Below are 21206 nucleotides of genomic sequence, written 5' to 3'. Positions count from 1 at the left end.
CGTTATCTTCGCAGGGAATTGCCAGGTAGCGTATAAAAGCAAAACACAAATCTATCCATGCAAGCATTTACCGCTGGTTTATCCGGCGGTTTTTTTTATCTGTACATCAGGGAAAATGTGCCGGGAGGGGGAATTCAGGTAAAAAAATGGCCCCTTGTGCAGCTACGCAGCAAGGGGCCGGGTCGGTTCAGGACTATCTCCGTTCATCAATCATCCCATCTGTGGCTAAAATACGCGGCCAGGAAACCGGAAAATAAAATAATTCCCAGAACAGCCATAAAAATATTCATATTACCCAGCATAGTAAATGCTCCTTTATTTGTGAGTTTCCTCTCTTACCTTAAGTTCACCTCGCTTATGACTATAGTAGCAATTCAATCTTAAACAAAGGCTGAACTGTGTGATTATTTCGGCGGAAAAGTAAAATTTTGACGTGATTACGTCGGGAAAAATAAATAATAGTGACAAGGCACGGTTATCTGCGAACAAATAACCATGTTTTTATACCGGGGCACGCCGTTATGACCGTGTGTTACAGACACAGATTGTTGCACGTTTATAATGCAGAGTTGTCTCATTGTGGTTCAATGTTTCACGCGATTAATCCTTCTGGCGGCAAAAATTAATACTGATTTTTGTGCCTAAAATTCTAATTTATTGATTTTATATGATGTTTTAATATCTGGCATCGTTTTTGCCTTATCACTTCTGAATACCCTTAATTTGCACCGTTTTGTCTGCCCGGCTGCACCGGAGCTTTCAACAAGACTAATTTCAGGAGTGAAACTATGCAGCGTCGTACATTTTTAAAAGCTTTTGCGCTTTCCGCCTCTGTTGTCGCAATGGGAATGAGTTTTAGCGTTCAGGCGGCCGACACTATTAAGGTTGGCATCATGCATTCGTTATCCGGCACCATGGCTATTTCCGAAACGCCGCTGAAAGATGTGGCGTTGATGACTATTAATGAAATCAATGCGCAGGGTGGTGTATTGGGCAAAAAGCTGGAACCGGTGGTGGTTGACCCGGCTTCGAACTGGCCGTTATTTGCTGAAAAAGCACGTCAGTTACTGAGCCAGGACAAGGTAGCGGCGGTTTTCGGCTGCTGGACATCGGTTTCGCGTAAATCGGTTTTACCGGTATTTGAAGAATTGAACGGTCTGCTGTTTTACCCGGTGCAATATGAAGGTGAGGAGATGTCACCTAACGTCTTCTATACCGGCGCTGCGCCTAATCAGCAGGCGATCCCGGCGGTTGAGTATCTGATGAGTGAGGACGGCGGCAGCGCTAAGCGCTTCTACCTGCTGGGTACGGACTATGTCTATCCGCGTACGACTAACAAAATTTTACGCGCCTTTTTGCATTCGAAAGGCGTGGCCGATAAAGACATCGAAGAAGTGTATACCCCATTCGGACACAGCGATTACCAGACCATTGTTGCCAGTATTAAAAAATTCGCCGCAGGGGGAAAAACGGCGGTGGTATCGACCATCAACGGGGATTCTAACGTTCCATTCTATAAAGAGTTAGCGAACCAGGGCCTGAAAGCCACGGATGTTCCGGTGGTGGCATTCTCTGTGGGTGAGGAGGAGTTGCGCGGTATCGATACTAAACCGCTGGTGGGCAACCTGGCTGCGTGGAACTACTTTGAGTCCGTAGATAATGCGGCCAACAAGAAGTTCGTCGCGGATTACCGGGCGTATGCCAAAGCACATAAGCTGCCGAATGCTGATTCGGTGGTGACCAACGACCCTATGGAAGCCACTTATGTTGGCCTGCATATGTGGGCGCAGGCAGTAGAAAAAGCCGGAACTACCGACGTGGATAAAGTCCGGGCGGCTATGGCAGGACAATCATTCGCAGCACCATCAGGATTTACCCTGACCATGGATGCGACCAACCATCACCTGCATAAACCCGTCATGATTGGCGAGATTGAAGGCAACGGCCAGTTTAACGTGGTGTGGCAAACCGAAGCGCCGGTTCGCGCCCAGCCGTGGAGTCCGTATATCGCCGGTAATGATAAAAAATCTGAACAGCCCGTTAAAACCGCCAGCAACTGATCTTACGCCCTCCTGCGGGAGGGCAACGCTTTGGAGAATGCTCATGAAAGCCATGCGCTTTATTCGTGGTGTGTTGTTGCTGACGTGGCTTTTGCCGTGGATAGCGCAGGCCGCAGATGCCGATACCTTTACCGCCGCCAACCGGACTCAGCAGGCCGCCTTGCTAGAACAATGGTCGGTAAAACCCGACGTTCAACGCTTGCCGGTGCTCAAAGCGCTGAGTGATGAGAACCTGCTGACAGATAACGCGAAAAACGCGTTCATCATGAACGGGTCGCACGTACAACCGCTAGGAACGGCGGCAGGTCCGAACGGCGAGCTAAAAAAAATCCGCCTGACTAACCGTCTGCGTAATCTGGTTGCCGGAACCTTGGCCGTCCACCAGCTCTTAAGTGACAGTGTCACGCAAAGGAGCGGGGCAGCGCGTACATTACAGCGTGAGGCCCAGCCGGGGATGCTGCCGTTTTTGCAGCAACGACTGGCCCAGGAGCCCGATGCTGACGTGAAATCCTTACTGGCTATTGCACTGGCAAACCTGCAACTGACCAGCACCTCGCCTGAGATCAGACGTCAGGCAATCGAACTGCTAGGGGCGTCGAACGATCCTGAAACCCAGGCGCGCCTGCAGCCATTCACCCATGCTGAACATGAACCTGATGCCCGCGTTCGTGCTGCCGCTGACGAAAGCCTGAATGCCATCGCGCATCGCATGAAGGTTGGCGATCTTCTTGGACAGGCATTTATGGGATTGTCGCTGGGCTCCATTTTGCTGCTGGCGGCATTGGGTCTGGCGATCACCTACGGCTTACTTGGCGTCATTAATATGGCGCATGGTGAGATGTTAATGCTCGGCGCTTACGGTACCTGGATGGTGCAACAGCTGATGGGCCAGTTTTTCCCGCAATGGTTGGCCTGGTATCCGGTTATTGCGCTTCCGGTCGCCTTTTTGCTTACCGCTGGGGTTGGAATGCTACTCGAGCGCGGAGTGATCCGCCATTTATACGGGCGTCCGCTCGAAACCCTGCTGGCAACGTGGGGGATCAGTCTGATGCTTATCCAGTTAGTGCGTATGTCCTTCGGCGCGCAAAACCTTGAAGTCGCTAATCCGGAATGGCTTTCCGGGGGCATTCAGGTTTATGCCAATCTGATTTTGCCGTGGAACCGAATTGTGGTGTTTGGCTTTGCCATTCTGGTGCTGTTCTTCACCTGGCTGTTGTTGAATAAAACCCGTCTCGGACTGCGCGTACGTGCGGTGACGCAAAATCGCAATATGGCGGCCTGCTGCGGCGTACCTACCGGACGAGTGGATATGCTGGCCTTTGGTCTTGGTTCAGGGATTGCCGGACTGGGGGGCGTAGCGCTCTCGCAGTTAGGCAACGTAGGACCGGAGCTAGGGCAAAGCTACATTATCGATTCGTTTCTGGTGGTGGTGCTGGGCGGCGTGGGACAACTCGCGGGGAGTGTAGCCGCTGCGTTTGGGCTTGGGATTTTCAACAAAATTCTTGAGCCTCAGGTGGGAGCTGTTCTCGGTAAGATTATGATTCTGGTGCTGATTATTTTGTTTATTCAGAAACGTCCTCAGGGGCTGTTCGCGTTGAAAGGGAGGGTTATTGACTGATGACGATGCCAATGACATTAACGCTGGCGCGTAAAGCGCCGCGCGCGACACGCATCCTGGGGCTGGGTTTACTGCTGGCGCTGATTATTCTGCCGTTTCTGGCGCTGTTACCTGCGGATCATCCGCTGGCCATATCGGTGTGGACATTGACTCTGGCCGGGAAAATTCTCTGCTATGCCATTGTGGCGGTAGCGCTGGATCTGGTGTGGGGCTATGCGGGAATGCTCTCGCTGGGCCACGGTATTTTCTTTGCGCTGGGGGGATATGCGATGGGAATGTATCTGATGCGCCAGGCTTCCGGCGAAGGATTACCGGCCTTTATGTCGTTTCTGTCGTGGACCGAGCTGCCCTGGTTTTGGTGGGGAACGCAACATTTTATCTGGGCGATGTTGCTGGTTGTGCTGGTGCCGGGTCTGCTGGCGCTGGTATTTGGCTGGTTTGCCTTCCGTTCAAAAATCAAAGGGGTCTATTTCTCCATCATGACTCAGGCCCTGACTTTCGCCGGAATGTTACTGTTTTTCCGCAACGAAACCGGCTTTGGGGGAAATAACGGTTTTACCGGTTTTACCACCATTCTGGGATTTCCGGTGACCGCGACCTCAACCCGTATCGCGCTGTTTCTGGCGACGGTCATGCTGCTGGTGCTGGCAATATGGCTGGGACTGGCGCTGGCCCGCAGTAAGTTTGGTCGAATTCTCACTGCCGTGCGCGACGCCGAGAACCGACTGATGTTCTGTGGTTACGATCCGAAAGGTTTCAAGCTGCTGGTGTGGACGCTTTCCGCCGTGCTGTGCGGCCTGGCGGGCGCGTTGTATGTTCCGCAGGTGGGAATCATTAACCCCAGCGAAATGTCGCCGACCAACTCGATAGAAGCGGCGATTTGGGTTGCCCTCGGCGGGCGTGGAACCCTGATTGGCCCGGTATTTGGCGCCGTACTGGTGAACGGCGCTAAAAGTCTGTTTACCGTCATTATGCCGGAATACTGGCAGCTGTTTCTTGGCCTGATCTTTATTGGCGTTACGCTGTTTTTACCTCGTGGCGTGATGGGTCTGTTTCGCAAGGGAGACAAATAATGCAGCCAGATGAAGGGCTTTTTACTCGCCAGATGCCAGGCGATCGGTTTCGCAACCAAACGGACCCGGTGCTCCAGCTGGAAAAAATTAACGTTAACTTCGATGGCTTCCAGGCGTTAACGGATCTCACGCTCAATATTGGCGTTGGGGAACTGCGTTGCATCATTGGTCCCAACGGTGCCGGAAAAACGACGCTAATGGATGTTATTACCGGTAAAACCAGGCCGCAAAGTGGTCGGGCGATATACGATCAGTCGACCGATTTAACAACGCTGGACCCCATCGCCATTGCACGTCAGGGGATTGGGCGGAAGTTTCAGAAACCCACGGTATTTGAAGCGTTAACGGTGGAGGAGAATCTGGAGCTGGCGCTGAAAAGCGATAAATCTGTCTGGAGCTCTTTACGGGCGCACCTCACCGGCGAACAACGGGATCGTATAGATGAAATACTGGCGCTTTTGCGGCTGGGCAACGAGCGGGCCCGCCGCGCCGGGCTGCTTTCTCACGGGCAAAAACAGTTTCTCGAAATTGGCATGCTGTTGGTACAGGAGCCGCATTTACTGCTGCTGGATGAACCCGCGGCGGGCATGACGGATGCGGAGACGGAATACACTGCGGAACTGTTTCGTAAGCTTGCCGGGAAGCACTCGCTGATGGTTGTTGAGCACGATATGGGATTTGTCGAAACCATTGCCGATCGCGTCACGGTCTTACACCAGGGACGCGTTCTGGCTCAGGGAAGTCTGCGCGAAGTGCAGGCCAACGAGCAGGTTATTGAAGTTTATCTCGGGCGTTAAGGAGCACAGATGCTGCAGGTGAAAGAACTGAATCAATATTATGGTGGCAGCCATATTCTGCGAAGTGTGAACTTTGAGGCGCGTATCGGCGAGGTGACATGTCTGCTGGGGCGTAACGGCGTGGGGAAAACGACGCTTCTGAAGTGCCTGATGGGGCTTATTCCTGCCCGCAGCGGGAGTGTGCTCTGGCAGGAGAAAAATGTCACTCACTGGAAGCCGCATCAGCGGGTCAGGGCCGGGGTGGCGTATGTACCACAGGGGCGCGATATTTTTCCGCGTCTGACGGTAGAAGAGAACCTGCTGCTCGGCCTTTCCCGTTTTTCAGCACAGGAGGCCAGACGTGTGCCGGATGATATCTATGCGCTCTTTCCGGTTCTACAGGAGATGAAACATCGGCGGGGCGGAGATTTGTCCGGCGGGCAACAGCAGCAACTGGCGATTGGACGAGCGCTGGCCAGTCGCCCGCAGTTGTTGATCCTCGATGAGCCCACGGAGGGGATCCAGCCGTCAGTGATTAAAGAAATTGGGCAGGTGATTTCTCAACTGGCGCACCGGGGTGACATGGCCATTTTGCTGGTGGAGCAGTTCTATGATTTTGCGCAGCAACTGGCCGACAAATACTTACTCATGTCGCGAGGCAGCATTATTCAAAGCGGTGACGGTAAAAATATGGAATCCGAAGGCGTTCGAGGGCTGGTCGCCATTTGAGATTCGCGACAGAGCGGCTTTGGCTCTGTCGCGATCATCATTAGCAGACCGCCGTCTGGCCCCAGGGTTTGGCGCGCATACCTTTTATCATTAGCGCCCAGGCAAGAACGATCGCCACCATCAGCGCCACAAACAGCGACCACGGCGGCAATGTGGTTAAAATGACGCCGCTGACTAATGGGTTTACCGCTGCGCCCAACCAGCCTAACGACTGGGCGGAAAAATAGCTGGCTTTCATTCCTGCAGGCGCGATGTTGTCGATGAGCATGTATTCACCCGGCGCGTAAATGACCTCACCGATAGTGAAAAAGGCCGCAGAAATGCCCCATAACACCAGGTTGTTGCCGGAGAAGGTGAAGCCAACCAGACCGACCACAAAGAACAGCGTGCCTACAGTCATTAGCGGGCGGATATTGGTGGCGGTGAGCCTGCGCCCGAGGGCATATTGCAGTGATACCACAATGGCGGCGTTAACAGGCAGGACGACTGCCACCACTTTCTCGGCAAAATCGCCGTCTGCAACCACCATAACGTATTGCGAAATACAGGACGCAAAGGCACCACCAACGAATGACGCCAAAAATGCTGACAGCGTAAACCAGAATAATGCTCTGTCGCGCAGCAGTACCGAGGGGGACCAAACTGCGGCGTTCAAACCTTCTGATGCTGCTGGTGAACGTTTTACCCAGGTCTGGATAAATACCAGAGGGAGTGCTGAACATGCAGCAGCGAGCCAGAATGGCAGGTTAATGCTTTGCATCACCAGTAGCGTGCCCAGCGGTGGGCCTACGGTCCAGCCGATGTTCAGCACGGTATAGTTAAGCGAGAAAATTTTAGTCTTGTTGGTCGCCGAGAGATTATCGGCAAACCAGGCTTTCAGCACCGTGGCGAAGACGGAGTAGGCGCAGTTGATCAGGGCAAAGAACAAAACCACTACCACTACGTTATGCACCAGTGGAATAGCAATAAAGCCAGAGGCAAAGCCGCAGATAGCCAGCAGCATATAGCGTTTTTTATCAAACTTGTCGGCCAGAATACCAAAGCCAAGGCTGAACACGACGCCAATGGTCAGTGCGACCGTCATCGCATAACCGATCAGGTCGACGCTCAGATTGTACTGTCGGCTGAGGTAGATCGTCATAAAGGGCAGCGTGGCGCCACGCCCAATCGTTAATAACAATGATGACGCGAGTAACGCGAGAGTGGACCTTCTCAGAGAGATATTCATTTTCCTGCCCGACAATGCATGTTGTTATGTTTTTTTTAGATATCAGAAACAAATAGCATGCTAAAAGTGTGATGTACACTCAATAAGTTGTCCGAAAATGCCCTGTGTGGCCTACCTGAATTAATGATCTGTTACGGCACAACGATTTCCGTTACTTTAATTTGTTTACAAAAATTTAATATTCGCAGGGGCGGTGGTATGTCGCGTAAAGACGGGTTATTAGCGTTACTGGTTGTTGTGGTTTGGGGGCTGAACTTTGTCGTCATCAAAGTAGGGCTACACAATATGCCACCCTTAATGCTGGCTGGGTTGCGTTTTTTACTGGTGGCATTTCCGGCGATTTTCTTCGTTGCCCGGCCGAAAATTCCGCTTTCACTGCTGCTCGGCTATGGGCTGACCATCAGTTTTGGGCAGTTCGCGTTTCTCTTTAGCGCCATCAAATTCGGTATGCCTGCCGGGTTAGCTTCTCTGGTATTACAGGCTCAGGCGTTTTTCACCATCATTCTGGGGGCATTCGCCTTTGGTGAACGTCTGCAAGGTAAACAACGGGTAGGGATTGCGCTGGCCATATTTGGCGTGCTGGTGCTGATTGAGGCCAGTCTGAACGGACAGCATGTCGGCATGCTCGGTTTTATGCTGACGCTGGCGGCGGCACTAAGCTGGGCCAGCGGTAATATCTTTAATAAAAAAATCATGCAGCATACGTCACGCCCGGCGGTGATGTCGTTGGTGGTATGGAGTGCGTTGATTCCTGTTGTCCCATTCTTTCTCGCCTCAATACTTCTCGATGGTCCAACGCAAATTATCCAAAGTCTGGTGACGATAGATATGACCACCATTCTGTCACTGGTTTATCTGGCGTTTGTGGCGACCATTGTGGGTTATGGCATCTGGGGATCTTTACTCGGGCGTTATGAAACCTGGCGTGTCGCGCCGTTGTCGCTGTTGGTGCCGGTTGTTGGACTGGCGAGCGCGGCCGTGCTGCTGGATGAAACGCTTACCGGATTACAACTGCTCGGTGCGCTGCTGATCATGGCTGGATTGTACATCAATGTGTTTGGCTTTCGGTTGCGTAAGACTGCGCAGGCGAGAGGGTAAAAAAAAGCCCCGCAGTGACGGGGCAAAAAAATTACAGGTTGCGCATATTGTAATAAGGCACACCTAATTCGTCGGATTTGTCGCTGCCTGCACCCATATGATTAAAATCGAACGGGGACCGATCGTGCGCAGGCGGCATAATCATCGCGTCACGACTGTTTTGTGTGGCAGGCTGCGCGGTCTGTTCCGCCATGCTCTGGCCCGAAACAACATACAGCAGGGCCAGCATCGCATAAGACAGAAGTTTCATGATTTCCTCGGTTACGTCGTTAACTGGCGATTAGCAATTACATTGATTGAGTGGCAGCAAATAGCGTGATTCGCCGTGCATATTCGTCATACGGTATTTATGCGGCGGAACATCAAAATAGTTTTTGAATGTCCGGGTCAGCGTTTGCTGGGACTCAAAGCCGTAACGCTCCGCCAGATAAAGGATCGGCTCGTTACTCTCTTTTAATTTTTGCGCTATTTCAGTCATTTTACGGCTACGGATGTATTGACCCAGTGAATGACCGGTTTCTTTTTTAAACATCCGTTGCAGGTGCCATTTGGAGTAACCTGAACGCTCTGACACCTTTTCCAGCGAGAGCGGCGATTCAAGGTTATTTTCGATCCAGTCCAAAATGCTATGAATAGTGATTGTGTCAGTATTGCGTCTGGACATCGTCATACCTCTTTCTGTTTACGGCAGGATTTTCTTCAGCAAATGCTCAAGCGTGGTCACTTCATCCGCCGTTAAGTTTTTTGTTAGTTCCTGGTGCAGGTCTTGCCCTACTAATTGATGACACTGCTCGCAAATTGCCGCGCCATGCTCGGTGAGTTTCACCAGCACGCCTCGCTTGTCATGTGGATTCGGAAGCCTTTCTATCCAGCCTTTACAGGCCAGCCTGTCCAGCATCCGCGTCAGGGCGCCGAGATCGACAGACAGCACTTTTTTCAATTCGACAGGGGTAATACACACCGCGCAACGGATGGAGCAGAGCACCTTGAACTGAGATGCCGTGATATCCAGCGGTGACAGATAGTCGTTTAGCAAACGATCTTTTTTCTGATTAACCATGTAGATCAAACGACCCAGTGGGATGATTTCGTTGAACAGATCACTGGTGCTTTTCACAATGGTTGCCCTGGCAAGTAGTTAGTCACGGCTGATATTATTGCTTAGGCAAATATAAGTCAAATGAATGGGTCAGCAAATGCCACGTTTTGCTAAATCATCAGACTCAATTTCTGGCGAGTGGAATTTTAACGGTTTGAAAATTATGGCTTATACGTGCGGATGAAAAATGAATCCTTACACCGCGAAAATGGCTTATCTCCCGGATTTCACCGTATACTTGCCGTTGACGATTAACGCACAGGAAAGATGACATTATGATGGACTTGTTTAAAGCAATAGGACTGGGGCTGGTAGTCCTGTTACCGTTGGCAAACCCGTTAACCACCGTGGCGTTGTTCCTCGGCCTTGCCGGCAACATGAACAGCGCAGAGCGTAACCGTCAGTCACTCATGGCGTCCGTTTACGTGTTTGCCATCATGATGGTGGCGTATTATGCCGGACAACTGGTGATGAATACCTTCGGGATTTCGATTCCCGGGTTACGTATCGCGGGTGGGTTAATCGTTGCGTTTATCGGCTTTCGAATGTTGTTTCCACAGCAGAAGGCACATGACTCTCCGGAAGCGAGAAGCAAATCAGAAGAACTGGAAGATGAACCGACGGCGAATATTGCATTTGTTCCGCTGGCCATGCCAAGCACCGCGGGTCCGGGTACGATTGCAATGATCATCAGCTCGGCGTCCACCGTGCGTCATGGGGCTGAGTTTCCGGACTGGGTGATAATGGTCGCACCGCCGATTATTTTTGCCGTGGTCGGGGTTATCTTGTGGGGCTGTTTGCGCAGTTCAGGCGGGATCATGCGCCTGGTCGGCAAAGGTGGTATTGAGGCGATCTCCCGACTGATGGGCTTCCTGCTGGTATGTATGGGCGTGCAGTTTATTATTAACGGCGTGCTGGAAATCATTAAAACTTACGCTTAAAACAACGTGCCCGGTATTGTCTACCGGGCACGCTTTTATGAATGCTGAGGCTGCTCTTCCAGTGATACTGGCCATTTACGGAAGATAATCACCGACCATATGAACGCCACAATCGCAGGCACTGCACCTACGTAACCAATCGTAGACATTGACCAGTGCAGACTCACCTGATTTCCCACCAGCGCGCCAGCGCCTATCCCAATATTAAAGATACCTGAGAAAAGGGCCATTGCGACGTCGGTGGCATCCGGGGCCAGCGCCAGCACTTTCACCTGCATACCCAGGCCTATCAACATAATGGCGATGCCCCAGAATATACTCAGGACGGCCAGATGCATTTCGCTGTCCGCTGCGGGCAGTAACAGCACCAGGCACACCGTCAGCAGGGCAATGGCGCTACTAATCAATACGGAAGCATGTTGATTACCCAGCTTGCCAAAAATGACGCTACCGACAATCCCCGCGCCACCCAGAACCAGCAGCAGCACGGTGGCAAAGTTTGCGCTCAGTCCGGCGACGGTCTGTACAAACGGTTCGATATAGCTGTAGGCCGTGTAATGCGCGGTGACCACAATCACCGTCAGCAGATACAGGCTCATCAATGCCGGACGGCGGAATAAAACCGGCAGGCTTTTTAATGAACCGGAATGCTCACTGGGTAATTTTGGCAGGAGCTTAATCAAGCAAAGTAGGGTGACTAACGCCCCCATACCGATGGCGAAGAAGGTGGTACGCCAGCCAAAATACTGGCCAACAATGCGCCCGATAGGCAGGCCCAGCACCATAGCCAGCGCGGTGCCGGTCGCAATCAGGCTGAGAGCCTGCGCGCGTTTCCCGGCAGGAGCCAGGCGAATCGCCAGCGATGCGGTGATCGACCAGAAAATAGCGTGGGCAAAAGCAATACCGATACGACTGATCACCAGCACGGTAAAATTCCATGCCAGGAAAGAGAGAACGTGGCTGGCGATAAAAACGACAAACAGGCAGATCAGAAGTTTGCGGCGTTCTACCTGGCTGGTAAGCAGCATGAAAGGCAGCGACATCAGGGCGACAACCCAGGCGTAGATCGTCAGCATGATCCCGACCTGAGCGGTCTGCATATTAAAACTTTGTGCGATGTCGGATAACAAACCGACAGGGACAAACTCAGTGGTATTGAAAATAAAACCGGCAATGGCAAGCGTAACTACCCGAAGCCATGCGACCTTGCGGGAAACAGTGTCTGTTGTCATATCAATTAGGTGGATTAGCTGCGAAAAGGTAAGGCCACGATCTTAAAACTTTTGCTGGCTAAAATACAATCATTTCGTGATGCAGATCTCATTTCATTGACTGGGTGGCAAAATTGACTGCCGAACATTCCGCGTAATTTTAACTGTTTCATTATTAATGAAATTCCGGGCGTGTGAATTCACCCGGAACGCTATTTATGGCGTTGTTTGAGAATCGCGAATTATTCCGTGCTTTTCGACAACTGAGGGTTCAATACCTCAATAAACGCTTCCAGTTGCCTTGTCATTGCGCCTCTGCGCCAGACCAGCCACGTATTCAGCCAGCGCCAGTTTTCGCTTAGCGGCCAGGCGTGGACCTGATGGTGTCCTGGCATGCTCTCCAGCATCGAACGCGGGATCAGCGCGATACCCGCACCGGCAATGACGCAAGCCAGCATGCCGTGATACGACTCCATTTCATGAATGGTGCCGGGCATTGCGCGATCGGCATGAAACCAGCTTTCAAAATGGCGACGATAGGAACAGTTGGCGCGAAAGGCGTAAATGCTGCAACCGTTAACGTCGCTGGCCCGCTGGATAGGGGGATGACCGTGCGGAGTGACTATCATCATCTCTTCACGGTAGACCGGCATTCCTTCAAGACCTGGATGAGTAATTGGGCCGTCGACAAAGGCGGCGTTCAGCGTCCCGTCGAGCACGCCGTCCAGCATCGTGCCTGAAGGACCTGTCGCCAGCGCAAACTGAATTTTGGGGTAACGCTGATTATATTCAGCCAGCGTGGCGGGGATCCGCACAGCGGCAGTACTTTCGAGCGAGCCAAGAGAGAACAACCCCTGCGGTTCATCGCCGGCGACGACCATTCTCGCCTCGTCAACCAGGGCGAGGATCCGCTGGCTGTAGCGTAAAAAATTGTGCCCGGACGGGGAAAGCCGCAAACGCTGATTTTCACGAATAAACAGATCGACGCCAAGGTCGGCTTCAAGCTGGCGAATACGAGTGGTGAGATTGGATGGCACGCGATGCACCTTCGCGGCGGCCTGCGTAATACTGCCTGTCTCCGCGACGGCGTTGAACATTTCCAGTTGCGTCAGATCCATAATGTTCTCTGTTCGTGAATGGTGTGGTTAATATTATTCATTTTTCAGAAAGAGTAAATATGCGCATGATATGACCATACCCTGCGATAAAGAGAGGCACTTATGACTATCACAGCAGCAACACATGCGATTTCCGTTAACCCTACCAACGGTGAAAGGTTGGCGGCAATGCCGTGGGCCAGTACTGAAGAGATTGCACATGCGCTGAGCCTTGCCGCGAATGGCTACCGCGAATGGAAACACACTGCCGTTGAGCACCGTGCGCAAACGCTGCGTCATATCGGGCAGGCTCTGCGTCATCGCGCGGAAGAGATGGCGCAGTGTATCTCACGTGAAATGGGGAAACCCATCAAGCAGGCGCGTGGTGAAGTTGCCAAATCAGCCGCATTGTGTGACTGGTACGCCGAACATGGACCGGCGATGCTCAACCCGGAACCTACGCTGGTGGAGAACAACCAGGCGGTGATTGAGTATCGCCCCGTTGGAACTATTCTGGCGATCATGCCGTGGAACTTCCCGCTCTGGCAGGTACTTCGCGGCGCCGTTCCAATTCTGCTGGCCGGAAATGGCTATCTGTTAAAGCATGCACCAAACGTAACCGGCTGTGCTGCGATTATCGCGCAGGTTTTTGCTGATGCGGGCGTTCCCGCGGGTGTTTATGGTTGGGTGAATGCCGATAACGCCGGGGTAAGTCAGATGATCAATGACCCGCGTATCGCGGCGGTAACGGTGACGGGCAGCGTTCGAGCCGGTGCGGCGATTGGTGCTCAGGCGGGTGCGGCGCTGAAAAAATGCGTGCTTGAACTGGGGGGTTCCGATCCGTTTATTGTTCTTAATGATGCTGACCTCGATCTGGCCGTTAAGGCGGCGGTCGCCGGTCGTTATCAGAATACCGGGCAGGTTTGTGCGGCAGCAAAGCGCTTTATTATCGAAGAAGGAATTGCGGCAGAATTTACGGCTCGTTTTGTGGCGGCCGCGAGCGCGCTCAAAATGGGCGACCCGCTGAACGAAGAAAACGATCTGGGTCCGATGGCAAGATTTGATCTGCGCGATGAGCTGCATCAGCAGGTCGAAGCCTCCCTTGCCGAAGGCGCGCGGTTACTTCTCGGCGGGGAAAAAATCGCGGGTCAGGGCAATTACTATGCCGTGACGGTTCTGGGGGATGTCACCCCGGAGATGACGGCTTTTCGTCAGGAGCTGTTTGGCCCGGTTGCAGCGATTACCGTTGCAAAGAATGCGGAACATGCCTTAGCGCTGGCTAATGACAGTGATTTCGGCTTATCAGCCACGGTGTTCACCGCGGATGAAGCTCTGGCGCAGAAGATGGCGTCACGCCTGGAGTGTGGGGGCGTATTTATCAATGGTTACAGCGCCAGCGATGCCCGCGTTGCTTTTGGCGGCGTGAAGAAAAGTGGTTTTGGCCGCGAGCTTTCACACTTTGGTCTGCATGAGTTTTGTAATGTACAGACCGTCTGGAAAAACCGCCTCTGATGGTGTGGGTGCCTCCGACGGGGGCACCGGCCTTAATTCTGCAATGTTTCTGTCTACGGCATGAATCTCACCCGCTCATGCAGACCGTGGCCAGATTCCGCCTTCCGGCCTGACGCTGCGTATTCAGCTCTGTTATACTCGCAGGCCTTTCATACCTGCGAGCAAGGAGCATGTTGTGGCCAGGGCCATGGACAATTCAATTTTAGAGACCATTGTGCAGCAGGTTCGTCCGCTGATTGGTCAGGGTAAAGTCGCTGATTACATTCCTGCCTTAGCTTCTGTCGACGGTTCAAAACTGGGTATTGCTATTTGCACCGTCGATGGGCAGCACTATCAGGCGGGGGATGCGCAAGAGCGCTTTTCTATTCAGTCAATTTCAAAGGTGCTCAGTCTGGTCGTGGCGATGCGTCACTATCAGGAAGATGAGATCTGGCAACGTGTCGGCAAGGATCCTTCCGGTCATCCTTTCAACTCCCTGGTGCAGTTGGAAATGGAGCAAGGGATCCCACGCAATCCCTTTATCAACGCCGGGGCGCTGGTGGTTTGCGATATGCTGCAAGGACGTCTGAGCGCACCGCGTCAACGGATGCTGGAAGTGGTACGGGCGCTAAGCGGCGTTTCGGATATCGCCTATGATGCGACGGTGGCGCGTTCTGAGTTTGAGCACTCGGCGCGTAACGCGGCTATTGCCTGGTTAATGAAGTCCTTTGGCAATTTTCACCATGACGTGACCACCGTTTTGCAAAATTACTTTCACTACTGCGCACTGAAAATGAGCTGTGTGGAGCTGGCGCGCACGTTCGTCTTTCTGGCAAATCAGGGACATGCTTTTCATCTTGCTGAGCCCGTGGTGACGCCCATGCAGGCCCGGCAAATCAACGCGCTGATGGCGACCAGTGGCATGTATCAGAACGCAGGGGAATTTGCCTGGCGAGTGGGCTTACCGGCGAAATCTGGTGTGGGGGGCGGTATCGTGGCTATCGTGCCTCACGAGATGGCGATTGCCGTCTGGAGTCCGGAACTGGATGCGGCGGGAAATTCGCTGGCGGGTATCGCCGTACTGGAGCAATTAACGCAACAACTGGGGCGCTCGGTTTACTGATGAACACGCTCGATCCTCTTTTTGCCCGGCTGGCGAAATCAACGTTTCGCTCACGGTTTCGCCTTGGCCAGAAAGAAAGGCAGTATTGTCTGGATAAAGGCGCGCCGGTTATCGAACAACATGCCACGGATTTTATTGCCAAACGGCTGGCGCCCGCGTTTCCTGCCAATGACGGTAAGCAGACACCCATGCGCGGGCATCCGGTATTTATCGCTCAACATGCTACGGCGACCTGTTGTCGGGGATGTCTGGCGAAATGGCATGATATCCCTCAGGGTGTGGCGTTAAACGATGAACAGCAGCGTTACGTTGTCACGGTTATCTATCACTGGCTAGTGATCCAGATGAACAAGCCATAGATAACATAATCCTATGATATGACTCCTTGTGTTGTGCAATTGTTAAAAGCAGTATGAAGGGGTCATTCTAAGGAGAAAAAAATGGCTTCCTGTAAACCCTGCTTTGTGCTGAGCGCGGCCCAGATTCTGTCGAGAATCGATGAATTCAGCGACATCCTTGAAACATGCGTCAATGATGGCGCCTCTGTCAGCTTTATGCTCCCTTTTAGTGGTGATAAATCACGGCCTTTCTGGATAAGTGTCGCGCAAAGCGTTGACCGTGGAGAAAGGATTGTTCTGGGTACGCAGAACGCACAGGGGGTGCTTGTCGGTACCGTCCAGCTCATTATCGATCAACCCGAAAACCAACCTCATCGTGCTGATGTCGCCAAGCTGCTGGTTCACCCCTCAGCGCGGCGCGGTGGTGTTGCCCGGACGTTGATGAACGAACTCGAAAACTGCGCGCGTCAGCAAGGGAAAACGCTGCTGGTGCTTGATACAGCGACGGGCAGTGGCGCTGAGTTGTTCTACCACAATTGTGGATGGCAAAAAGTAGGGGTGATACCGGACTATGCAAAAATGCCTGACGGGAAGCTGACCGGGACCACACTTTTCTACAAAACTCTCTAATTTGTCGCCGGGGATTGATCAAAACAGGGTTTCAATGTATTAAAGTTTGCTAACCTATTGGACCAATTCAATCAGGTTGTATGACTAATTAAAAAGGGAACCCATTGTGCAAACACTAAATCGTCGCGATTTCCCCGGTGCTCAGTATCCTGAACGCATTATTCAGTTTGGTGAAGGAAACTTCCTGCGCGCCTTTGTTGACTGGCAAGTCGATTTGCTGAACGAACATACCGATCTGAACGCTGGTGTAGTCATTGTTCGTCCCATCGAAAGTACCTTCCCGCCATCGCTGAGTACGCAGGATGGTCTCTATACCACCATCATTCGTGGTTTGAATGAGAAGGGCGAGGCCGTAAGCGATGCCCGTTTGATCCGTTCGGTTAACCGCGAAATCAGCGTCTATAGCGAATACGATGAGTTCCTGAAGCTGGCGCATAATCCAGATATGCGTTTTGTGTTCTCCAACACGACTGAAGCGGGCATCAGCTACCACGCGGGCGATAAGTTTGAGGATGCACCGGCGGTGAGTTATCCGGCTAAACTGACCCGATTGTTGTTCGAACGCTTCAGCCATTTTAATGGCGCGTCGGATAAAGGCTGGATTATCATTCCTTGCGAACTGATTGATTACAATGGTGATGCGCTGCGTGAACTGGTCCTGCGCTACGCTCAGGAGTGGGCGCTGCCAGAGGCATTTATTCAGTGGCTGGATCAGGCCAACGCATTTTGCTCCACACTGGTGGACCGCATTGTTACCGGTTATCCGCGTGACGAAGTGGAGAAACTGGAAGCTGAGTTGGGCTATCACGATGCCTTCCTCGACACTGCAGAACACTTCTATCTGTTCGTTATTCAGGGACCGAAGTCATTAGCTGCAGAGCTGCGTCTGGATAAATATCCGCTTAATGTCCTGATTGTTGATGACATCAAACCGTACAAAGAACGAAAAGTGGCGATTCTCAACGGCGCACACACCGCACTGGTTCCCGTTGCCTGGCAGGCAGGGCTGGACACCGTGGGCGAGGCGATGAATGACGCAGAGATTTGCGCCTTCGTTGAAAAAGCGATTTATGAAGAGATCATTCCGGTACTGGATTTACCCCGCGATGAGCTGGCGTCTTTCGCCAGCGCGGTGACCGGTCGATTCTGCAATCCGTACATCAAGCATCAGTTGCTGTCTATTGCCCTGAACGGCATGACTAAATTCCGTACCCGTATTTTGCCGCAGCTGCTGGCAGGGCAACAGGCCAGCGGCAAACTGCCGGCGCGCCTGACGTTTGCGCTTGCCGCGCTGATTGCTTTCTATCGTGGAGAGCGTAACGGTGAGGCTTATCCGGTCCAGGATGATGCGCACTGGGTGGCACGTTTTCAACAGCTGTGGTCCCAGCATCATGACCGCCAGATAAGCACCGACGAGTTAGTCAAATCGGTACTGGGCGTTAAAGAACACTGGGAACAGGATCTGACTCAGGTTTCCGGACTCGTGGAGCAGGTTTCAGCCGATCTGGATACCATTCTGGCCAAAGGCATGCGTGAAGCCGTTAAGCCATTGTGCTAAGAAGACAACCCGGCTCAGGCCGGGTTTTTTATAGAACATTCTTTAGTTACAACATACTATTGTTTATTAATAACTACACCGTTCTGTAACTCCGGTGCGTGGTGGTTCTGGCAGAGCAAAAGTTGTTTAGTTAATGTTGCGATTAACTTGCAACATTGATCATGATCGCGTCTAATGTGATGGATTTCACATTTTCCCGAAGAAAACCATGATCGTTCGCCCCCAACAACACTGGCTACGCCTGATATTCGTCTGGCATGGGTCAGTATTATCCAAAATCTTTTCACGACTGCTGCTGAACTTCCTGCTCTCCATCGCCGTTATTATCATGCTTCCGTGGTATACGATGCTGGGAATCAAATTCACGCTGGCGCCATTCAGCATTCTCGGCGTGGCGATTGCAATCTTTTTAGGTTTTCGCAATAACGCCTGTTACTCACGTTACGTTGAGGCCCGACACCTGTGGGGGCAGTTGATGATTGCTTCCCGATCGCTACTGCGTGAGGTAAAAACCACCTTACCGGACGACGCCGAATTAGGGGAGTTTGTTCGTCTGCAAATCGCGTTTGCCCACTGTTTACGCATGACTTTACGTCGAAAGCCGCAGGCAGAGCCGTTGGCGAAGTACCTCAGCGAGAAAGATCTGCAGACGGTATTTGCCTCACAATCTCCAGCAAACCGCATTTTGTTGTTGATGGGAGAGTGGTTGGCCGTGCGCAGGCGTAATGGTCAACTGTCAGACATATTATTTCATAGTTTAAACAATAGGTTAAACGATATGTCTGCGGTACTGGCTGGTTGTGAGCGGATTGCGAATACGCCGGTCCCGTTTGCTTATACTTTGATCCTTCATCGCACGGTATACCTGTTTTGTATCATGCTGCCATTCGCGTTAGTGGTGGATCTGCACTACATGACACCGTTTATCTCTGTGCTTATTTCCTATACATTTATCTCGCTCGACACGCTTGCAGAAGAGCTTGAAGATCCGTTTGGCACAGAGAACAATGACCTGCCGCTGGATGCGATTTGCAATGCGATCGAAATTGATTTGCTGCAGATGAACGATGAAACAAATGTGCCAGCAAAACACATGCCTGATAAGCATTACCAACTAACTTAGTTACGTTCGTTTTGCCACCAGGCTGGCTGCATATCGGAAAACGAATGAAACTCTGGCGCCAGGTCTTCATCGTTAGGGTCATCAAAAGCCCCGGCTAAAAGTGCAATTACCGGGGCATCATCAATAGCGCCCACGGAACTGCCGCAATGAGGGCAAAAGGCTCGACAACTCGTTTCTGATGAGCGCCAGGTTGTCGGTTTTCCGGCTTTTCCCGTCCATTCTACATTTTCTGCATCAAACTCAATCCAGACGACAGTCGGTGCGCCCGTATGTTTCCGGCATATATCGCAGGAGCAGGTATGGGAATTATTAGGACTGCTGGCCGTGAAGCGGATCGAACCACAAAGACACCCACCAATGTAGACTTTAGACATAACAACTCCCGTCAGAAACACGTGGCAAGACACTAGCAGATGCCTCGCATTGTCACTAGATCCTTATGTTAAAAAGGCGAGGGCGCTCATAGGCGATCCTCTATTCCTGTGATCTATCTGATGATAAATGCTTAATTATTGCGGCGCGCAACAATAAACAATCGGGGAAATGCCAGTAAAATTTTGCCATTTTCCTGCAGTGGATATTGCTCCTGAAGTAGTTCGTGGTAGCGCGCCAGATACTGACGTTGCTCGCTTTCTCTCAAATCCTGTAACCAGGGGCGCAGGCCTGTAGAACTTACCCAGTCGATAATTGCTTGATGAGAATCCATAATGTGATAATACGTGGTGCGCCAGATATCCACCTCACAGCCAGTTTCGGTCAAAATATCATAGTAGGCATGTACGCCAGGAAGTGGCGCACGACCCCGGTCCGGGAAACCCTGTTCATAAGCCACTTCGCGCATCAGAACATGCGTGGGTTCCAGCCAGTTATCCGGCATTTGTACGGCCAGAACGCCGTTGCGACCCAGTAGCGATACCAGGTTCGGCAATAATTCATAGTGATCGGGTACCCATTGTAAAGACGCATTTGCGTAAAGCAGATCCACAGGATGCTCGGGCTGGAACTGACTGATATCCGCTTCAATAAAATGGCATTGCGGTAATGCGTTGCGCGCTTCATTCAGCATGGCGGGTGAGGAATCAACCCCGGTTATTACAGCCGAAGGCCAGCGCTGATGCAGTAATGCCGTGCTGTTTCCCGGACCACAGCCGAGATCAACAACTGAACGAACACTCTCTAACGCCACTCTGTTGAGTAATTCCGCTGCGGGTCTTGAACGTTCAGTTTCATATTGCAGATAAAGCGAAGGGTTCCAGTCAGCCATGAATGAATCTCCAGTATGAGAGAAAAAGGCAGAAAGGACCGCATAAGTCCTTGCCGGTGAGCCATTTCATCTAGAAGATTATATGATAATGAAGGATAAGGGCAGAAATATGCCAGGAAGACAGATTGGCATGTCTGTGGTTTGCCTGCGTGAACTACAGTTATCAGTTTTGATGTTCAGTGAGTGATGTGGCACAGGTCGAAAATGGTTAGCGCTGGTAACGGCATTTGAAAAGAGGTTTGACCATCATTATCGAGCAGCACAAGGATTACCATAAAGCATCAGATTCTACCTTACTCAACACTAGTGCGCATAATGTATATTATGTTAAATGCAATTTGGTATTTGATGGATGCTTAGTTCATACCCCTTAGCTGACGCCGTTCCATCAAATCCTTACCCTTCCCTTATCTGCTACGGTAAAAAGTTTTCGTCAGATGACCCCGAATGCAGATCCCTCTTCAGCCATTCTCAGTTTGGCGGTTCCGGTTGGTACACAGTGATGAAAAACGATAAGGTCAGAGCTGTTGTCGCCTTCGAGTCAGGAAGTCAGGAAGCGGTTTTTTTCATTACTGGAAAAGCTCCCCGTGCTAATCCTGACTGAAAACTGCTGGACATGACTGTCTGCCTTGAGCAAAAGCAGACAGTCACTTTGATTTTCTACCGTAAGTTTTTTCTTTTTTTATAATCAATGTATCGGGCTAGATATTTTTGTAACAACTTTATAAGTTAAAGATCTGCCGCAATAA

General features: G+C 51.7%; 22 protein-coding genes. 13 read left to right on the top strand and 9 right to left on the bottom strand.

What is annotated here, in order from left to right:
• Window positions 1–206: 206 nt before the first annotated feature.
• Window positions 207–302, bottom strand: coding sequence for a protein MgtS (mgtS, locus tag HV243_RS12980; RefSeq protein WP_003032406.1), 96 nt, complete (start codon window positions 300–302; stop codon window positions 207–209).
• A 486-nt stretch (window positions 303–788) separates the two neighbouring features.
• Between mgtS and urtA the strand changes: the two genes are divergently transcribed.
• Genes urtA through urtE form a run of 5 tightly spaced genes read left to right on the top strand, consistent with a single transcriptional unit; the run spans window position 789 to window position 6256 of the window.
• The gene (gene urtA, locus HV243_RS12975; RefSeq protein ID WP_016156478.1) at window positions 789–2060 is read left to right on the top strand and encodes an urea ABC transporter substrate-binding protein; all 1272 of its coding nucleotides are present in this window, start codon (window positions 789–791) and stop codon (window positions 2058–2060) included.
• A 43-nt stretch (window positions 2061–2103) separates the two neighbouring features.
• Window positions 2104–3678: an urea ABC transporter permease subunit UrtB gene (gene urtB / locus HV243_RS12970; RefSeq protein ID WP_053389812.1), complete on the top strand. Its 1575-nt coding sequence runs from the start codon at window positions 2104–2106 to the stop codon at window positions 3676–3678.
• The gene (gene urtC, locus HV243_RS12965) at window positions 3678–4751 is read left to right on the top strand and encodes an urea ABC transporter permease subunit UrtC (protein WP_046276388.1); all 1074 of its coding nucleotides are present in this window, start codon (window positions 3678–3680) and stop codon (window positions 4749–4751) included. The genes urtB and urtC overlap by 1 nt, the downstream gene beginning before the upstream one ends.
• Entirely contained in the window at window positions 4751–5548 is a 798-nt protein-coding gene (urtD, locus tag HV243_RS12960) for an urea ABC transporter ATP-binding protein UrtD (protein WP_053389811.1), read from the top strand. Before urtC ends, urtD begins: the two co-directional genes overlap by 1 nt.
• 9 nt (window positions 5549–5557) lie before the next feature.
• Window positions 5558–6256 carry an urea ABC transporter ATP-binding subunit UrtE gene (gene urtE, locus HV243_RS12955; RefSeq protein ID WP_047359041.1) on the top strand — a complete coding sequence of 233 codons (699 nt, stop codon included), beginning with the start codon at window positions 5558–5560 and terminating at the stop codon, window positions 6254–6256.
• Window positions 6257–6296: 40 nt separating this feature from the next.
• Here urtE and ydeE read toward each other — a convergent pair whose 3' ends face one another.
• Window positions 6297–7484 (bottom strand): efflux MFS transporter YdeE, encoded by a 1188-nt coding sequence (gene ydeE, locus HV243_RS12950; RefSeq protein WP_053389810.1) that lies wholly within the window; start codon window positions 7482–7484, stop codon window positions 6297–6299.
• Between the two features lie 198 nt (window positions 7485–7682).
• Here ydeE and eamA point away from each other — a divergent pair, with 198 nt between their 5' ends.
• Entirely contained in the window at window positions 7683–8582 is a 900-nt protein-coding gene (eamA, locus tag HV243_RS12945; protein ID WP_019076776.1) for an O-acetylserine/cysteine exporter, read from the top strand.
• 31 nt (window positions 8583–8613) lie between these two features.
• Here eamA and marB read toward each other — a convergent pair whose 3' ends face one another.
• Genes marB through marR form a run of 3 tightly spaced genes read right to left on the bottom strand, consistent with a single transcriptional unit; the run spans window position 8614 to window position 9699 of the window.
• Window positions 8614–8832 (bottom strand): multiple antibiotic resistance protein MarB, encoded by a 219-nt coding sequence (gene marB / locus HV243_RS12940; protein WP_016153071.1) that lies wholly within the window; start codon window positions 8830–8832, stop codon window positions 8614–8616.
• A 30-nt stretch (window positions 8833–8862) separates the two neighbouring features.
• Window positions 8863–9246 (bottom strand): MDR efflux pump AcrAB transcriptional activator MarA, encoded by a 384-nt coding sequence (marA, locus tag HV243_RS12935; RefSeq protein ID WP_003032424.1) that lies wholly within the window; start codon window positions 9244–9246, stop codon window positions 8863–8865.
• Between the two features lie 18 nt (window positions 9247–9264).
• A complete protein-coding gene (gene marR / locus HV243_RS12930) occupies window positions 9265–9699 on the bottom strand; it encodes a multiple antibiotic resistance transcriptional regulator MarR (RefSeq protein WP_016156485.1) in 435 nt (144 codons plus the stop codon).
• A gap of 257 nt (window positions 9700–9956) precedes the next feature.
• Here marR and HV243_RS12925 point away from each other — a divergent pair, with 257 nt between their 5' ends.
• Window positions 9957–10622, top strand: coding sequence for a MarC family NAAT transporter (locus tag HV243_RS12925; protein WP_016153073.1), 666 nt, complete (start codon window positions 9957–9959; stop codon window positions 10620–10622).
• A 35-nt stretch (window positions 10623–10657) separates the two neighbouring features.
• Here the strand turns inward: HV243_RS12925 and HV243_RS12920 are convergent, their stop codons facing one another.
• Together HV243_RS12920 and HV243_RS12915 are read right to left on the bottom strand one after the other, a co-directional pair.
• Window positions 10658–11854 carry a sugar transporter gene (locus tag HV243_RS12920; protein ID WP_016156486.1) on the bottom strand — a complete coding sequence of 399 codons (1197 nt, stop codon included), beginning with the start codon at window positions 11852–11854 and terminating at the stop codon, window positions 10658–10660.
• Between the two features lie 221 nt (window positions 11855–12075).
• On the bottom strand, window positions 12076–12951 hold the full coding sequence (locus tag HV243_RS12915; RefSeq protein WP_016153075.1) for a LysR family transcriptional regulator: 876 nt from the start codon (window positions 12949–12951) through the stop codon (window positions 12076–12078).
• A gap of 102 nt (window positions 12952–13053) precedes the next feature.
• Between HV243_RS12915 and sad the strand changes: the two genes are divergently transcribed.
• The 6 genes from sad (at window position 13054) to HV243_RS12885 (ending at window position 19193) form a co-directional block, all read left to right on the top strand.
• Window positions 13054–14442: a succinate-semialdehyde dehydrogenase gene (gene sad / locus HV243_RS12910; protein WP_053389809.1), complete on the top strand. Its 1389-nt coding sequence runs from the start codon at window positions 13054–13056 to the stop codon at window positions 14440–14442.
• 175 nt (window positions 14443–14617) lie between these two features.
• Window positions 14618–15544, top strand: a complete 927-nt coding sequence (gene glsB / locus HV243_RS12905; protein WP_016153077.1) for a glutaminase B — start codon at window positions 14618–14620, stop codon at window positions 15542–15544.
• The gene (locus HV243_RS12900) at window positions 15544–15903 is read left to right on the top strand and encodes a DUF4186 domain-containing protein (RefSeq protein WP_016153078.1); all 360 of its coding nucleotides are present in this window, start codon (window positions 15544–15546) and stop codon (window positions 15901–15903) included. Before glsB ends, HV243_RS12900 begins: the two co-directional genes overlap by 1 nt.
• 81 nt (window positions 15904–15984) lie before the next feature.
• Window positions 15985–16512 carry a GNAT family N-acetyltransferase gene (locus HV243_RS12895; RefSeq protein ID WP_053389808.1) on the top strand — a complete coding sequence of 176 codons (528 nt, stop codon included), beginning with the start codon at window positions 15985–15987 and terminating at the stop codon, window positions 16510–16512.
• A gap of 106 nt (window positions 16513–16618) precedes the next feature.
• On the top strand, window positions 16619–18070 hold the full coding sequence (locus tag HV243_RS12890) for a tagaturonate reductase (protein ID WP_046276380.1): 1452 nt from the start codon (window positions 16619–16621) through the stop codon (window positions 18068–18070).
• A gap of 208 nt (window positions 18071–18278) precedes the next feature.
• Entirely contained in the window at window positions 18279–19193 is a 915-nt protein-coding gene (locus HV243_RS12885; protein ID WP_046276379.1) for a bestrophin family protein, read from the top strand.
• On the opposite strand, the gene HV243_RS12880 is transcribed toward HV243_RS12885, so the two are convergent.
• Complete coding sequence (locus tag HV243_RS12880) at window positions 19190–19567, bottom strand: GFA family protein (RefSeq protein WP_053389807.1); 378 nt, start codon at window positions 19565–19567, stop codon at window positions 19190–19192. The genes HV243_RS12885 and HV243_RS12880 overlap by 4 nt on opposite strands.
• Window positions 19568–19698: 131 nt before the next feature.
• Complete coding sequence (tam, locus tag HV243_RS12875) at window positions 19699–20457, bottom strand: trans-aconitate 2-methyltransferase (RefSeq protein ID WP_016157955.1); 759 nt, start codon at window positions 20455–20457, stop codon at window positions 19699–19701.
• Window positions 20458–21206: the final 749 nt, after the last annotated feature.

The sequence above is a fragment of the Citrobacter sp. RHBSTW-00599 genome, assembly GCF_013784065.1.
GTDB classification, from domain to species: Bacteria; Pseudomonadota; Gammaproteobacteria; order Enterobacterales; family Enterobacteriaceae; genus Citrobacter; species Citrobacter braakii.
The sequence above is the reverse complement of the archived record's forward strand: the minus strand, read 5'-3'. Positions and strand labels throughout refer to the sequence as shown.